Genomic DNA, 13,552 nt, shown 5'->3' with positions numbered 1-13,552 from the left:
TTTCGGTCGCCAGTCCGCCGCAGGAGCGGCTAGGGCCTTCACCTTCATGCCCAGTTCGCTGACCCAGCCCCAGCTGGCCGCTGGACTCTCCCAGAAGCGAACGGGGTCGGTGACCACGGCTGGGGCTGGCTCTCACACAGAGTTCTGCCGGCTTATGGGCACCCACCGTCGCGACCGTCGCCGCCGCCACGACTGCCACCACCAGCGCACTGGCTCAACCGCTCTGGCTCGCCGCTGGGACGGATTGCCATGCAGTGCGGTCGTGAACGGGCGACGGTGACCGTTCAGGAGTGGGGCGGGTTGTCGGCTGCGGCCTGATCCATGGCTTCTGCGTAGAAGTCGTGCAGGGCAGTGGGGTCGGGGAGCAGTCGCATCGGTCGTGCCGCCCCGAATGGGGCGTTCCAGAAAGTCCCGTGGCGTGGCGTCCACGGCCCGGCGTACGCATATGGCTCGTCCAAGTAATCATCACCCAGGCTTACGCCGTAGTTGACCTCGACGAGGCTTACTCCCACATCGAAATGTTCAGGCCAAAGTACTGGTATGGAATTCGGTGCAAACCTGGAAAGAGCCTCATGGCCTTGGTGGAAACAATCCGCGATGTACTGTGCTGCCTGCGCGTCGACTCCGAGGATGTCGTCCGGTCCGACGCCGCTGCCCTCCTTGTAGAGGTCCTCCACGCCACCGGCATCGATGCCCGCCGCTGCGGCGAGTTCTCTGCAGGTGGTGCCGTTCAGCGGAATCTCCCGGTCGCCGGCCACGAGCTCTGTCCCGTTCACCCGCAGGTCAGGGTCTTGGACGGTGCCGAACCCTCCCGGGACGATCCTCAGCCGAATCGTCCCGCTCTGCCGGTACTGCGGCCCGGCAAGCACCAGCTCGGCCACTCCATGCAACGAGCGACGGGCCGTGTCCAATGTCTGCCGATCGACGTCCATGCTCCGTCCTCCTGCTGGGGCTCCCGCACAACTCGGGCGATCACAAACCGTCCGGGTCTCCGCTTCGCGTCGCGTACTGTTCCGCCAGTTTCCGGTCGTTCTTCGCCCACATGCGGTGCCGAGCTGCCGACTGCAGATGCAACTCGGCCTCCTCCGGATCGGACGTGGCCATCCGTTCCAGCAGATTCGCCGCCCGGTCGTGCGCTCGCGCCGAGGAGACCATCGCCTGACGCGCGTACTCCTCGGTCTCACGCCTGCGCTCCGCGGGATCCGGCAGCTCGCCGCCGCGGACACTGGCCGTCCGCCGACTCCCGCGCGCCTTCAGCGGCAGCGCGCGGTCTCTGCTGCCCATACCAGCCAACCGGACGCCCAAGCCCGTCGATCAACCAGCTCTCCAGACACGTTCGACTATCTACCCAGTAACCCAACTGTTCAGCCCACCCAAGGCACCAGCGACCATCAGCTACGAACAAACCGGGACAAATCTCATCTCGTGCCCGCCGCCTATCCGATCATGTAATCGATGTTGCGACGAAGTCATGATTTGTGCCCATCACCGGAATTGTCGTCGGTCTGTGCGGTCCAAGGCGCACACGACAGTTCGTCGGCGATCTTGATGCGGAGACGGCGCATCACAGTCCCGGAGCCCATGCCGAGCCGCCGTGCTTGCGGGCCTCGTGGTCGGCGTCCGGCAGGTCCTGCCAGCCGGCGAGTGAGGTGTGCGTGGAGACCATGACGGCGCGTTCGCCGGGCGGTCGAGCGGATGCCGTATCCACAGTCCTCGAACTCGTGGATCTGGGCGTGTTCAGCACGGGTACGTTCGGCGATCCTGGCCAAGCCCCTACGTTCCAGGCTGAGCGGTGCGCTCTCCGGCTTGGGGAGCACGGATCGCACAGATCACACAGACCGGAGCGGTACCGGGAGACGGGTTGCTCGATGGCCCGAACCGATTTGTGCCCCAGTCGCCACCTCCCGGTGCACCGGATCGCTCCGGGAGCACCGTGGCGGGCTTCCTCGGTGTGGCGCGGGGCGCGGTTGCGGTGCTTGACTTCGGCGGTCGGCGGTCGGCGGTCGGCGGTCGGCGGTCGGCGGTCGGCGGTCGCGAGCTGGGCGGCCGGGTTATCGGCTCGTGGTCGGGCAATGGCGGTGGGGTTCTCCGCCTGGCTCTGGTAGTAGGCGACGGCCGGTCCGCCGCCGCTGAACCCGGCGAGCACGACCCGCTCGTTGGTATCCATGCCGATCAAGCGTTTCTGATCGCCGCCAGTGAGCGCTACACCGACTTTGGATCAGATCCGCCGGGCGGCGGGCCAGCGCCATCGGGTGTAGGCCCGTGCCCCAAAGATTCGCAGGGTTGGACTCCTACTGGATGGTGTCTGGGCAGGTGGCCGGGGTGTCGGCTTGGTGGTCGGGCAACAGGTCGATCGGACGTTGGGTGTCCATGCCGATCAAGCGGCTCCTGATCGCCGCCCGTGAGCACTTCAGCGCCTTTGGGTCGGCTCCGCCGGACGCCGGGGCTGCGCCATCGGGTGCAGGCGGGTGCCCGAAAGATTCGCAGGGTTGAACTCCTACGGGATGGTGGTCTGGGCGGGCGGTCGGGGTGTCAGTGTTGGCCCAGGTAGAAGCGGCTTCCTTGGTCGTCGGTGCATTCGGAGGTGATGCCGTAGGGCTGCTGGGCGGGGGCGGTCGCCGATCCACCGGCTTCGCGGACGCGGGTGACGGCGCTCTCGATGTCGTCGACCGCGTACATGGGGACTACGACGGGACGTTCGGTGCCGCCGTGCATACCGGTCATGGGACGTACCTCGGTGTCGCCCAGCCGGACGCTCCAGCCGCCTGGAGTGTGGCCGGGGATGAAGTCCCAGCCCAGAACGGTGCCGAAGAAGGTGCGGGCGCGGGTGATGTCGGGGACACCGATGGTGAGGTAGGAGATCTCGCCGTGGGAGACTCCGGCGGATTGTGCCAGCCTCTCCTCGACGGGGCTGGTCCTCTCCGGGGGCTGGTAGATGGAAAAGCTCATGCCCTGGTCGTCCGTGCACATGGCGGAGAGGCCGTACGGCTCATCGGTCGGTTCTTCCGCGTGACCCCCTGCGGCGCGGATTCGCTGGATGGCGTCACGGATGTCTTCGACGGCGAACGCCAGGAACATCGTCCGGTGCTCTTGTCCGCCGAACATGCCGATGTGCTGTTCGGGCAGTCCTTGGACGTGGCGGCTGGAGCCGCTAGCGGGCGAGGCGTGCCAGCCGAGGACGGTTCCGTAGAACGTGGCCGCACGGTCGACGTCCGGAACCCAGATCGAGGCGTAGCCGACGTCGCCTTCACGCAGTCGTGGGCGTCCGGGTGAGGGCGGGGTGGTGATCATCCAGCGGTGTCCGAACGGGTCGGTGACGACGCCGTTTCGGCCGTAGGGGTAGTCCGCCACGGGACGGTCGGGTGCGGCTCCGAGCTCGACGGCGCGTGAGAAGACCACGTCGACGTCCGGGACCGTCAGGTAGAGCGACTGACTGGGGCCACCGCGCGCGGTGGGGCCGAGGAGGCCCTCCTCGGGCCATTCGTCGGCGAGCATCATCACGGAGTCGCCGATGGTCAGTTCCGCATGCCCGACGCGCCCGTCGTCCATGACGATCGGCTCGCTGCGGAGCTCGGCCCCGAACGCTTCCGCGTACCAGCGCAGGGCGTGCTGTCCGTCGTCGACGCAGATGTACGGCGTGAGGGTGCGCACCGGTGCTGGTGCCGGTGCCGATGTCTCCTGGACGGTGGTCATGGTGTCTCCCATGGGTTGCAGCAGCGCGCGGCGCAGGCGTTCGCGCAGCCGCGCCGCGAAATCCGGATCGGGGTCGACCGGGACGATCGGCGTGTGGAGAGCCTCCAGCGGATCAGTCATCGTGGCCCTCCTTTCTGCCGCGGGGTCCTGATGGTCGTCTTCGTGGTGAACGGTGGTCGGTGTAGGCCTTGCGGAACGCGGCCCGGGCCCGTACCAGCAGCGCCTCGGTGGCTTGGAAGGTGCGGCCGAGATGCTCGGCGACCTGCGGGACGGGTAGCCCGTCGAGGTAGCGGAGAGTCAGGGCCGCCTGGTGCTGGGGGCTGAGCGTGCCGAGAACCTCCCGGGCGAGGAGTGCGTCCAGGCGCTCGTCCCAGGGGTCTTCGGTGGCCTCCCGGGCACCCCCGTCCAAAACCTGGAGGCTGCGTTCCTCTCGTGCGACGCGCCGCCAATGGTCGGCGAGCTTGTGCCGGGCCACGCCGACCAGCCACGCGACCGTCAACGCTGGTGGCGGCTCCTTGCGCACTGCTTCGACCGCGGCCAGAAAGGTCTCTGCCGTGAGGTCTTCTGCCAGGGCACGGCGTCCGCACCGGGGCAGCAGGTAGCCGTAGACCTGGGGGAGCGCCGTGTCGTACAGATCGAGCAACGCCGGCCCCGGGTCGGGCTGAAGATGTCCCGGGTGGTTCATGCCCCTCCATCGTTCGCCGGGCAGGTTCTCCGACGGGTCAATCCAAGATTTTCGAGGAAAGTTGATGATGATCTTGAGGTTGGCGCTCGTTCGTCCTGGTCACGCAGGCGACCCCGCAGATTCGAGGACGGTGCGGCCGGGTGGCGCTTCGTGGCCGGTGCGATGGCCGACCATGGGAAGCGTGGTGATTCCCGAACCGCTCACGCTCTACACCGCTGACGATGTCCGGATCGATGCAGGTCATCTGCAGGGAGACGGCGATCTGTGCTTCGTCCTGGCACACGGGTTCACCTGCTCGTGGCGGCAGCCCGTACTCCAGCGGATCGCCGGTGTTCTCAACGGGCACGGCGGTGTCATCGGGCTGGATTTCCGTGGCCATGGGAGATCAGGTGGCCGCTCCACCGTCGGTGACCGTGAGGTCTTCGACATCGACGCGGCGGTCGCCGCCGCACGCCGGAGAGGGTACGGCCGGGTCGCTGTGACCGGGTTCTCCATGGGAGGTGCCATCGTCGTCCGTCACGCGGCGTTGCACGGCGGAGTGGACGCGGTGGTCTCGGTCAGCGCCCCGGCTCGCTGGTATTACCGCGGGACGGTACCGATGCGTCGCGTGCACTGGGTGATCGAACGACGTGTTGGGCGGATGGCGGTACGACTGGCCCGGGGCACCAGAGTTGCGCCAAGTGGGTGGAATCCGGTGCCAGAGGCGCCGTACGAGGTTGCCGGACGGATCGCTCCGATCCCCCTACTGGTCGTTCACGGAGAGGCGGACCCGTTCTTGCCTCTGGACCATGGCCGACAGCTGTACGACGCGGCGCGCGATCCTCGTGAACTGTGGGTGGAGCCCGCGTTCGGCCACGCGGAAGTCGCCGCCACGCGTGACCTGATCAAGCGCATCGGTGAATGGTCAGAGACCGCTGCTTCCGCCACGGCGTGACGAGTGTCGGCTTTCGTCTGAAATGCGCCTGGCCCAGGTCAACGGCTTTGAGGGTGGTGCGAAGAGCTGTTGGACGGCGTCGGCGATCTAAGTCATGATCACGACTTCGGCGGGGATGAGCTGCGGCGATCTGAGGTTATCCACATTTTCGCGGCGGCTTTCACGGTGGCGGGCCGGCGGGCAGGATCAGGGACGTGAACGGATTCAGCATCACCTGGAAGCGAGCGTCCGCCGATTCGATCGTCCCTGTCGGAGCCGGTGTCTATTTCGTGCCCGTCAAGGGGGCTTCGTTGGCCTCGCGTGCCGCAGCGCTCAGCGATCTCCTGCCACAGGACGTCGTCGTCGCCAGGCGCACCGCCGCGTGGATCTGGGGTCTTGACGTCTTACCACCGGGAGTGGACGAGGCCGACTGGGACGTCGAACTCATCACTCCCGAATCAGCGGAGAACCCACCGTCACGGGCCACCGCAGAAACCGTCGAACTTCCCGCAGACCACGTCGCGGAAGAGTTCGGGGTGCGCATGACGACATTCGCACGTACTGCCCTGGACTGCGCCCGTTGGCTTCCTCGCTACGAGGCGGTCGCGGCGCTCGATCAATTCCTGCGGAGAGGAGTGAACAGCGATGAACTCACTGCAATGGCCCGGGGCCTGCCGGGATATCGCGGCAACAAGCGGCTGCGGGAGATCGTCCGCCTCAGCGATCGCGGTGCCGCGTCACCAGGCGAGAGCTGGACCCGTGTGGCCGTCGTGGACTCAGGTCTTCCGAGACCGAAGACCCAGGTTCCGGTAAGGGGCGAGGACGGCCAGTGGCTATACGTAGACCTTGGCTACCCGGAGTTCCGCGTAGGTCTCGAGTACGACGGCGAGCGTCATCACACGGGTCCCGAGGCCAGGGCTCATGACGCGCGACGGCGAGCTTGGCTCACCAAGGAGATGGGATGGGAGATCCTCCCGGTGACCAAGAACTTCTTAAACCATCCCGCAGCTTATCTGGAGGCGCTTCTGACCACACTAACCCAACGAGGATGGAACCCCGATAATTCAACAATGGAGAAAATAGCCTGCCGGTTCGCTCGCCTTAGCCACCGACGATGGTGACCATTCCGGCTCGATCGAAGTCGCGGTCCGTGGGCAGAGTATCTGTGCAGGCGGTGTTTCGGGAGGGGGAGCTTTCAGTGGCGCCCTCCACCGATGCGCTGGGTTTTTGCGGGAGACGCTGATTCTGCTCACAGGTGTGAGGGTGCGGCTCTGGCCGCCCTGTTCGGGCGGTCTCGGATGGAGATGCCGACGGGATGAGGGTCGGCTTCCATGGAGCGGTTCCAGCGCATTCCTTAGGTTTCTGTGCGAGGCTAGTCCCGATCCAGCAGTCTCACTAGGCTCTTCGGCGCGATCAGGCGGTAGCTGTCCTCGATGAGTTCGGCCATTTCGTCCCAGTCGTGGTCGACGTTGAGATGCGCCCCCACCCATCCCTTGCTGCCGACATACTTCGGGACGAAGAAGCGATCGGGATTCTCGGCTACGAGCGCTTCTTGCACACCCGGGCCTGCCTTGAACGTCATCGAAAGGCCGTCTTCGCTGGTCATCACGAACAACTTATCGCGAACTCGGAAGGACGGTGCCGTGTGCCCGCCAAATGGCTTCTCAGTCGCGTCCGGCAACGAAAGGCATATTTCTCGTACTCGAGATTGCGCATCCATGGCGGTCATTGTACTTCTTCGGATTGAGGGGCACCTGTACCGAATCGTGGAGGCCGACATGCGCGTCCCCCGGCGAGATTGTCCGCGTCCCGTCCCGCGACGCTTGGCCTCGCCCTGCCCTGCCCGCCCCGCTGCGACCGCGATCAGCGCCTGTCACGTCCAGACATAGGAAGAGGAACGGTAGGTCGTGGGCCGTTGGCCAGACGCCCCACCTGCGTAGCCATCATCTCGCTCGACAGTGTGTCTCGCACTGGGCAGGCATCAGCCACGCGCAGGCGTCCGGCTCGTCGGTCCGGCAACGCTGAAGTGGGCCTGAGCGGGCATTGTGTCTGGTGACGCTGCGCTCGCTCACGGCCGGGCTCGGGAGCGGGGCTCGCAGGCGAGCGTCGTGACGGGTCCTTGAGTTCCGCCGCGACCTGAGCTGGCACGAGATGAGGCGGCGCGAGCGGGCGGCGCGGACTGCGGCTGCGGGTGGCCGCGCCCCCCGGGCGCAGCCGCCGCCCGACCGGTTCGGCGCGCGGAACAGGCCACCCGCCTCCCGCGACGACCGCCCCGAGCCCCTGGACGCGAACCGGCAGTTCGACGCGCGCAACGAGCGGCCCGGCCCGGCGATGGAGGCTCCCCCTTCAATCGACAGTGCGAAGGTCGGGAGGCGCATGGCGCACAGCGGAACCGATGACCGACGAATCCAACCGGTGCGGCTCCGCCAACCCGAACGCGCCTGCCCCACTGCAAGGGCATCGGGCTGTCCGGTACCTGCTGTGCTCGTCTGAGCAGGTCTGCGGGCTCCTCGGGTGGATTGCCATGGTGGACCCGAGCGTCGTCCCAATGGCGAGGTGGCGCCCGGACTCGGTTCCGCTATGTGTTCCTGCGGTCGCCGACGGCGGAGGCGGCTTCACATCGGGCATGCGTAGACAGCAACACAGGCTGGTGTTCGAGCACGTGCTGGCAGCCGGAAGACAGGGGGGAGGGCCGGGTTTGAGCCTGTGCCCCCAACGGAGGGAGGACGGAGGGAGGTACGACGCCGGGCGTGTGTCGGGATCGCGGCACCTCGGCACGCTCGGCGGCGTCGGCCGGGAAGACACGCTGATTCCGACGCGGATGTCCGGCTCCGGAACATCACGCAGGTTTACGCTGGGCCGTACATTTCACTGCAGTGGAGGGCAAGGCGTATGAACCGCAGCGAACTGGTCAGAGCCGTGGCGGAACGCGCGGGAAGCGACGAGGCCGCCGCCCGCCGGCACGTGGACGCCATCGTCGAGACGGTGATGGAACGGGTGTCCGCCGGGGAACGTGTCATCGTCACCGGATTCGGCACGTTCGACCGCCTGTCCCGTCCAGCCCGCAGTGCCCGCAATCCGCGCACTGGACTTCCGATCGAGGTGCCCGCCGCCGAGGTGCCGCGGTTCAGGTCCGGGCAGACGTTCCGGAACCGCGTCGCGGAGAGCGGTCCCGCCGCCGTTCACACGCCGGTTGCGGCGGACCCGGTCGTTGAAGAGCCGGCCGTGGCGGCCGCCGCTGCGCCGGACACGGCAGTGAGTGTCGTTGTCGATTCGCCGTCCCGCAAGAAGGCCAAGAACGAACAAAAGCCCGAGAAGTCGGGGAAGAAGGCCAAGAAGGACGCGGTGGCGAAGAAGGCGTCGAAGAAGGGCAAGGCGGTTAAGGCTCCCAAGGTGGAGGCCTCCTCGAAGAAGCGGCCGCGCAAGTCCAAGCCCCGTTCCAAGGCCTCCAAGTAGCATCGCGCGGCCAGTCGTTGCTGCGCCCTGGCGGCGGGTCGGACGAACGCGGTCTGGCAAAACGGCGTCGCACCTGGACGGTTCGGCCGTCGAGTGCCAGATGGTAGTGCCAGAGTGGGCGGTGCCGTGTTCTCGGCGAGGATCGGTGCGTCAATCTCGGATGGAGACGTGGGTGACGCCTGGGACCGTCTGCGCCAGGACGTCAACGATCCGCAGGGCCGATGCGTCCGCGCGGCCGTGCACCTCGACCGCGCCGTCTCGCACCGATACGTCCCAGAGCGCGACGTCCGGTCCGTATTCTGCGATCGCGGCCAGGACGTCGTCACGGATGCGGCTGTCGTCGTGGGCCAGGATTGCGATGAGGTCCCGGTAAGTGACGATCCCGACGATGTCGGAACCGGCCAGGACCGGGACGCTTCTGATCCGCATCTTCATCATCGTCTCGGCCAGCACCGCGATGTCCGTGTTCGGCTGGGCGACTTCGACGTCGCGGGTCATGACCTCCGCCACGCGACGCGGTGATGGCGCCGCACCGGTGGCGGCCGCCTGGGCCAACGCTCCCGGGTCGTGCTCGAACACGTCGCGCAGGAGGTCCGTCTCGTCGGCGATGCCGGCCAGCTGCCCTGACCGGTCCACGATGGGCAGCGCGGTCACGTCGTGCTCGTGGAGGACGCGGATGGCCTGACGGACCGTGGCCGTCGGCGGAATCGTCACGACGGGCGAGGTCATCGCCTCCCGGACCAGCATGGCGCGTCTCTCCTTCCGGCAAGGACGCCCCTTCATTTACCCGGGCGGCGACAGTTTGACCCATTCGTCCGAAATTGTCCGAGGTTGGTTCACTGGCCGCGGCGCCTGGGCGCCTCATGTCAACGATCACGAGGAGAGCTCTTGAACGAGCCCAGAAGTCGCTCCTCGGGCTCCGCCACAAGGTGCCGATCGACCATGTCGGGCTCGACCAGGGTGGCGATGTCGTCGAGGTCGATGGCATAGACGTTGCCATAGCGGTGGGTCTCGACGACCAGGCGGCCATTGGCGCGCAGCTTCTGCGGATCGGCGCGCGGTGTCGGGCCGGGGGGTGTGAAGCCGGGCGGTGATGAGTGGTGTAGGCCGTGCGGTCGGGCGGTGCGGTCGGGCGGTGCGGGGTGGGTGGGGTGTTAGAAGAGGGTTGGTGGGCCGGTTGGTTCTGGGGGTGGTAGAGGGGCGATTTCGGGGAGGCGGGTTCTTGCCTCTTCGTGGAAGCGGCGGGCGAGGGTCAGGGCGTCCGCGTTGTCGGGGGTGTGGATGAAGACGGTCGGCGAGCGTCCCTCACGGAGCCAGTCGGTGACCCTCTCGACCCAGAACTGCCATCCTTCGACCGTTTCCGTCGTGTCGTCCCGTCCGAGGTAACGGACGATCGGACGGTCGGTCAGGGCCTCCGACCGGCGTGGAACGCGGGGCTTCTTCGTCCAGGCGTCTCGTTCGGCGTCGCTGCCGGGCCGTTTCTGGAAGAACATGGTGGTGTCGAACGGAACCCACTCGGCCTTGGCGGCGTCGAGGACGCGTTCAAGACTCTGTGCGCACCCGGCGTCCTCGAAGAATGCGCGGTGACGCACCTCGACCGCATACCTGTGCATTGTCGGAAGGCGACGCAGGAATCCGGCCAGCGTCCCGAGGTCTGCGGGGCCGAATGAACCCGGAAGCTGCACCCACAGCGCATGCGCCCGCGAGCCGAGAGGCTCCATGGCGCTCAGGAACGTGCGGAGCTCGTCATCGAATCCGACCAGCCGCCGCTCGTGCGTGATCGACTTCGGCAGCTTGACCACGAACCGGAAGTCCGGCGCCGTCTGCTCGGCCCAGGACTGCACCGTGCCGCGTGACGGCGTCGCGTAGAAGGTCGTGTTGCCCTCCACGGCGTTGCACCAGCTCGCGTAGGCGCGCAGGCGCTCGCCCGGAGCCAGCGGATGCGGGAGGAAACGCCCTTGCCATGGCGGATGAGCCCACATCGCGCACCCCACATGAAGCCGCATGAACACGACGCTATCGAAATCGGCGCCTGACGGTGTCCGTGACCTGCGTGCGCTCCCGCGCTTGAACTCCGTCCGGCCGTGCGCCGTATCTCCACGCACAGACCGGACCTTGGAGGACGAATGACCCGCCGTAACGCCGCGAGGAAGACTCGTCTGCGCACCGTGGTCACGTGGGCCGCGGTGACCGCCGGATCCGCCGGACTCGTGGCCGGCTCGCTGTACGCGGTCCGGATGCCGGACCAGTCCGGCGGTGACCGGCAGGCCGCGCTCGCCGGACAGCAGGCATCGAACACCCGGGAGAGATCGGCCGGCGCCCTGGCCGCCGAACTGGCCGACCGGCTCGGGCCGCGCACCGCCGGTGCGTACCTCGACCCGTCCGGCCGGCCCGTCGTCACGGTCACCAACCAGGCGGACGCCGCCATGGTGCGCGCCGCCGGTGCCGTGCCGAAAGCGCTGCAGAGAAACCCCGCGACGTTGAAGCGGATCACCGCCGCCCTTCGCGAGTCGACGTCCGGCGTACCGGGCACGGGCTGGGCCGTCGACCCCGTCACATCCAAGGTGACCGTCTGGACGGACGATTCCGTCACCGGCACGCGCATGGCCGCCGTCCGCCGGATGGCCCGGGAGATGGGACCGGCGATCCGCATGGTCCGGATCCCGGGACGCCTCCGCACCTTCGCGCTCGGTGGTGACGCGATCTTCGGGCAGGGTACGCGCTGCTCGCTGGGCTTCAACGTCAAACGCGGTGACCAGGACTTCTTCCTCACGGCCGGGCACTGCGGCAACGTCGTCCGCACCTGGACCGCCGACCAGCAAGGCGGTCAGGCCCTCGGTACGACGGTGGAGAGCAGCTTCCCGGGTGACGACTTCGCGATCGTCCAGGCCGAGGAGGCCGGGGAAGGAGCCGTGAACCTGTACAACGGCCAGTCGCAGGAGATCACCGAGGCCGGGGAGGCCGTCGTCGGCCAGCGCGTCACGCGCAGCGGCAGCACCACCGGCCTCCGCGACGGCACCGTCACCGCCATCAATGCGACGGTGAACTACCCGGAAGGCACCGTCACCGGGGTGATCCAGACGACCGTCTGCGCCGAACCGGGTGACAGTGGCGGGCCGCTGTTCAGCGGCAGCACCGCGCTGGGCCTCACGTCCGGTGGCTCGGGAGACTGCCAGTCCGGTGGCGTGACCTTCTTCCAGCCGGTGACCGAGCCCCTCCAGGAATTCGGTGCCGAAGTCAGCTGACGATCGGGATCTCGCGAGGGGGCCGGTTCCGGCGTTCGGAGCCGGCCCTTGATCTGCTCTCGGACGGTCGCTTCCGAGGTCGGTCCCGAGCTTCCGAGGGCCCGAGCTTCTGAACTCCCGGGTTCTGGGCTTCTGGGCTCCTGCGCCGCCTCGTCTCGTGAGGAGGTCTCTTTGCTCTCGTGCGGCTGACTCACGATCTTCCCTTGGGCGCCTCGATCCGGGTTGCTCCGGGTTCCCGTTCTCAACGGCAGTCTGCATTAGGGGCTCGTGCCTCTAGGTTGTGCGGTCATCCTTTGCGGCTGTGTCGGATCTGTGGAATCGAACTGACCTGAACCTGGGTGCCACGGTGCTGAGTGGCTGTATGGCGATGCCCAGGCGTCTGGGCAGCGGTAATTACGTACCGTACGGTCTTCTCCCTTGACTGTCGCGCCGGTAGGATTCCCGGGCTCAGTCAGCCTGGCTTGGACGATGTGGAGCCTGCCGTGTCAACGGATGATCCCTCGTATTCCGCGAAAATCTCGGTCGACGTTCCGACGCCCGCGCGAATGTACGATTACGCGCTGGGTGGCAAGGACAACTACGCCGTCGATCGTGCGGCCGTCCGGGCGGTCAATACCAGGTTTCCCGAAGCTCTCGACGCGACGCGGGCCAACCGGCTCTTCCTCTACCGTGTGGTCCGATTCCTGGCACGCGACGCGGGGATCGCGCAGTTTCTCGACCTCGGCAGCGGATTGCCCACCCAGCACAATGTGCACCAGGTGGCGCAACGCTTCCGGCCGGACGCGCACGTGGTCTATGTCGACAACGACCCCATCGTGCTGACGCACGGCCGGGCCGTCCTGGCCGAGAACGAGCACACCACGGTGATCGCGCGGGACCTGACGCAGCCCGACGAGGTGCTCGATCACCCCGACGTGCAACGCCTCATCGACTTCACGCAACCGGTCGCTGCGCTGTTCCTGTCGGTTCCGCACTCGATTCCCGATGACGAGACGGCTCGGTACACCATCGGCACCATCACGGACGCTCTGGTTTCTGGAAGCTACGTCGCGTTGTCCCAGTTCGTTGGCGCCGACCAGCAGACGGCCGACGAGTTCACCGCGATCATGCACAGCGTCGGCATGAAATGGAAAAGCCGTACGCCCGGCCAGGTCGCGGAACTTGTGAGCGGGTTGGAAGCCGTCGAACCAGGAATGGTCAACGTCATGGACTGGCGTCCCGACCCCACGCAGCCGGCATTGGCCCCAGTCGACCCGGCCTTGCGATCCGTCCTCGGCGCCTCGACCGAACGCGAACTCGCCAGGGAGTTCGGCGGAGTGCTTCGCAAGCCCTGATATCTGCGATTCTGCAGGTCACCCGTCCTAACAGCCTGCCTGCCGCGGGCTTGTAGTAGCTCGGACGGAATGGCGGTGGCCCAGAGCGGCCGCCGGTCGCCCATCGCTGGTCGCCGATCGCCGATGCGCAAGGGCGCGGGCTCTGGCGGGCGAACACTACGCGAGTGGGCGAACGACAGCCCAGCGGCATCAGGGGTACGTATTCCAGGGTGGCAAGGGCATTGGC

13 protein-coding genes are annotated in these 13,552 nt (G+C 67.3%); 6 read left to right on the top strand and 7 right to left on the bottom strand.

Annotation, left to right across the window (positions count from 1 at the left end; translation table 11 throughout):
* Positions 1 to 284: 284 nt before the first annotated feature.
* From ACH34S_RS12705 to ACH34S_RS12690, 4 genes are all read right to left on the bottom strand, one after another.
* The gene (locus ACH34S_RS12705) at positions 285 to 932 is read right to left on the bottom strand and encodes a hypothetical protein (RefSeq protein ID WP_395952755.1); all 648 of its coding nucleotides are present in this window, start codon (positions 930 to 932) and stop codon (positions 285 to 287) included.
* A gap of 40 nt (positions 933 to 972) precedes the next feature.
* Complete coding sequence (locus ACH34S_RS12700; protein ID WP_395952754.1) at positions 973 to 1,284, bottom strand: hypothetical protein; 312 nt, start codon at positions 1,282 to 1,284, stop codon at positions 973 to 975.
* Positions 1,285 to 2,532: 1,248 nt separating this feature from the next.
* Entirely contained in the window at positions 2,533 to 3,813 is a 1,281-nt protein-coding gene (locus ACH34S_RS12695) for a VOC family protein (RefSeq protein WP_395952753.1), read from the bottom strand.
* Positions 3,806 to 4,378: an RNA polymerase sigma factor gene (locus ACH34S_RS12690; RefSeq protein ID WP_395952752.1), complete on the bottom strand. Its 573-nt coding sequence runs from the start codon at positions 4,376 to 4,378 to the stop codon at positions 3,806 to 3,808. The genes ACH34S_RS12695 and ACH34S_RS12690 overlap by 8 nt, the downstream gene beginning before the upstream one ends.
* Before the next feature lie 181 nt (positions 4,379 to 4,559).
* Here ACH34S_RS12690 and ACH34S_RS12685 point away from each other — a divergent pair, with 181 nt between their 5' ends.
* Complete coding sequence (locus tag ACH34S_RS12685; RefSeq protein ID WP_395952751.1) at positions 4,560 to 5,312, top strand: alpha/beta hydrolase; 753 nt, start codon at positions 4,560 to 4,562, stop codon at positions 5,310 to 5,312.
* Between the two features lie 194 nt (positions 5,313 to 5,506).
* Positions 5,507 to 6,412, top strand: coding sequence for a hypothetical protein (locus tag ACH34S_RS12680; RefSeq protein WP_395952750.1), 906 nt, complete (start codon positions 5,507 to 5,509; stop codon positions 6,410 to 6,412).
* Between the two features lie 251 nt (positions 6,413 to 6,663).
* On the opposite strand, the gene ACH34S_RS12675 is transcribed toward ACH34S_RS12680, so the two are convergent.
* A complete protein-coding gene (locus tag ACH34S_RS12675; RefSeq protein ID WP_395953313.1) occupies positions 6,664 to 7,011 on the bottom strand; it encodes an MmcQ/YjbR family DNA-binding protein in 348 nt (115 codons plus the stop codon).
* Positions 7,012 to 8,183: 1,172 nt separating this feature from the next.
* On the opposite strand from ACH34S_RS12675, the gene ACH34S_RS12670 reads away from it, so the two are divergent.
* Entirely contained in the window at positions 8,184 to 8,747 is a 564-nt protein-coding gene (locus ACH34S_RS12670) for an HU family DNA-binding protein (RefSeq protein ID WP_395952749.1), read from the top strand.
* A 150-nt stretch (positions 8,748 to 8,897) separates the two neighbouring features.
* Here the strand turns inward: ACH34S_RS12670 and ACH34S_RS12665 are convergent, their stop codons facing one another.
* Positions 8,898 to 9,494: an HPP family protein gene (locus ACH34S_RS12665; protein WP_395952748.1), complete on the bottom strand. Its 597-nt coding sequence runs from the start codon at positions 9,492 to 9,494 to the stop codon at positions 8,898 to 8,900.
* A 116-nt stretch (positions 9,495 to 9,610) separates the two neighbouring features.
* Here ACH34S_RS12665 and ACH34S_RS12660 point away from each other — a divergent pair, with 116 nt between their 5' ends.
* Positions 9,611 to 9,841: a hypothetical protein gene (locus ACH34S_RS12660; RefSeq protein ID WP_395952747.1), complete on the top strand. Its 231-nt coding sequence runs from the start codon at positions 9,611 to 9,613 to the stop codon at positions 9,839 to 9,841.
* Between the two features lie 60 nt (positions 9,842 to 9,901).
* Here ACH34S_RS12660 and ACH34S_RS12655 read toward each other — a convergent pair whose 3' ends face one another.
* Positions 9,902 to 10,753, bottom strand: a complete 852-nt coding sequence (locus tag ACH34S_RS12655) for a DUF72 domain-containing protein (RefSeq protein ID WP_395952746.1) — start codon at positions 10,751 to 10,753, stop codon at positions 9,902 to 9,904.
* Positions 10,754 to 10,873: 120 nt separating this feature from the next.
* On the opposite strand from ACH34S_RS12655, the gene ACH34S_RS12650 reads away from it, so the two are divergent.
* Together ACH34S_RS12650 and ACH34S_RS12645 are read left to right on the top strand one after the other, a co-directional pair.
* The gene (locus ACH34S_RS12650) at positions 10,874 to 11,992 is read left to right on the top strand and encodes a S1 family peptidase (RefSeq protein ID WP_395952745.1); all 1,119 of its coding nucleotides are present in this window, start codon (positions 10,874 to 10,876) and stop codon (positions 11,990 to 11,992) included.
* 482 nt (positions 11,993 to 12,474) lie between these two features.
* Complete coding sequence (locus ACH34S_RS12645) at positions 12,475 to 13,326, top strand: SAM-dependent methyltransferase (RefSeq protein ID WP_395952744.1); 852 nt, start codon at positions 12,475 to 12,477, stop codon at positions 13,324 to 13,326.
* The last annotated feature ends 226 nt before the right edge of the window (positions 13,327 to 13,552 follow it).

It is taken from the genome of Actinomadura sp. 3N508 (assembly GCF_044326375.1).
Classification (GTDB): Bacteria; Actinomycetota; Actinomycetes; order Streptosporangiales; family Streptosporangiaceae; genus Spirillospora.
Note: the sequence above shows the minus strand (reverse complement) of the source record. Positions and strands in the feature narration are given on the sequence as shown.

Bases quoted from the DNA above. Each gene is read 5' to 3' on its own strand.
- ACH34S_RS12705 (WP_395952755.1), bottom strand. From the start codon at position 932: ATGGACGTCGATCGGCAGACATTGGACACGGCCCGTCGCTCGTTGCAT.
- ACH34S_RS12700 (WP_395952754.1), bottom strand. From the start codon at position 1,284: ATGGGCAGCAGAGACCGCGCGCTGCCGCTGAAGGCGCGCGGGAGTCGG.
- ACH34S_RS12655 (WP_395952746.1), bottom strand. From the start codon at position 10,753: ATGCGGCTTCATGTGGGGTGCGCGATGTGGGCTCATCCGCCATGGCAA.
- ACH34S_RS12695 (WP_395952753.1), bottom strand. From the start codon at position 3,813: ATGACTGATCCGCTGGAGGCTCTCCACACGCCGATCGTCCCGGTCGAC.
- ACH34S_RS12690 (WP_395952752.1), bottom strand. From the start codon at position 4,378: ATGAACCACCCGGGACATCTTCAGCCCGACCCGGGGCCGGCGTTGCTC.
- ACH34S_RS12650 (WP_395952745.1), top strand. From the start codon at position 10,874: ATGACCCGCCGTAACGCCGCGAGGAAGACTCGTCTGCGCACCGTGGTC.
- ACH34S_RS12670 (WP_395952749.1), top strand. From the start codon at position 8,184: ATGAACCGCAGCGAACTGGTCAGAGCCGTGGCGGAACGCGCGGGAAGC.
- ACH34S_RS12675 (WP_395953313.1), bottom strand. From the start codon at position 7,011: ATGGATGCGCAATCTCGAGTACGAGAAATATGCCTTTCGTTGCCGGAC.
- ACH34S_RS12660 (WP_395952747.1), top strand. From the start codon at position 9,611: ATGTCAACGATCACGAGGAGAGCTCTTGAACGAGCCCAGAAGTCGCTC.
- ACH34S_RS12665 (WP_395952748.1), bottom strand. From the start codon at position 9,494: ATGCTGGTCCGGGAGGCGATGACCTCGCCCGTCGTGACGATTCCGCCG.